We start from the raw sequence: 866 nt of genomic DNA on the forward strand, positions 1-866 counted from the left end.
GAGTTTTATTGTAAATCATGTTTCTTGATAATCTCTTTTTCAAAATATTTTTGTTGTGTTATAAGGGAAATAAGATATTGTCTTAAATCTTTTATCGTGATATTTTTCTCTTTCTCAGAAAAAAATAGTGGAGTTTCATCTAGAAGTTCATATAGTTCAGGAAATTCTTTTTGGATTTCAACTGTTTTTTTAAATATCTTTTTCGTTAAAATAGATATAGTATTTAGATTATTCATAGCCGCTTTTTATTATTGTTAATATCATCTTAAAGCGGTTATTTCCTTTTATCGAATGAGATTTATGGGCGGGAATAATTATGCATTCACCTTCTTCCATAAAATAAGTAGCTCCGTCTATAATAATTTCTGCTTTACCTTCAATAATTTGTGCAAAAGCATCAAAAGGAGAATTTTTTTCGGGTAATCCTTCTTTTTCATTAAATGATAAAGCACTGATATTACCCGTTAGTTTTTTCACTATGTTCTTACTGACTACAGAGTTCGAAATATATTCAACTATATTTCTGGTAATATATACTTTTGATTTCTCAAGTTCTTGATGATTCATTACAGCTCGTTTAAGGATGAAAGAGCAAAAGCTCTCGTATGTAAATAAAAGGGATAGAACTGTCTAATATCCCATCCCTTTTTCCAGTTAAGTCTTTTGATAAATATCGTTCATCATAGTCTTTAACTGTCACTGAAAACAATTTATGAGAGATTGATTTCTTTGATAATATTGATAACCTCTTCACGGTTTTTTCTTAATCTGTTTCCGACTCTTTCCAGCATTTCCTTTTCTTTGCCTTCTTCAAGTTTCAGATCGTTATCCGTTAATGTTGAAAATTTTTCTTTCAGTTGCTTTGA

The 866-nt window shown here is 29.0% G+C and carries 2 protein-coding genes; both read right to left on the bottom strand.

Annotation, left to right across the window (positions count from 1 at the left end; translation table 11 throughout):
• Window positions 1–5 precede the first annotated feature (5 nt).
• Window positions 6–236 (bottom strand): hypothetical protein, encoded by a 231-nt coding sequence (locus tag CHRY9293_RS18395; protein ID WP_162034307.1) that lies wholly within the window; start codon window positions 234–236, stop codon window positions 6–8.
• Window positions 229–567 (bottom strand): cupin domain-containing protein, encoded by a 339-nt coding sequence (locus CHRY9293_RS18400; RefSeq protein WP_162034308.1) that lies wholly within the window; start codon window positions 565–567, stop codon window positions 229–231. Before CHRY9293_RS18400 ends, CHRY9293_RS18395 begins: the two co-directional genes overlap by 8 nt.
• Window positions 568–866 lie beyond the last annotated feature (299 nt).

This window comes from Chryseobacterium potabilaquae, assembly GCF_902728265.1.
Classification (GTDB): Bacteria; Bacteroidota; Bacteroidia; order Flavobacteriales; family Weeksellaceae; genus Chryseobacterium; species Chryseobacterium potabilaquae.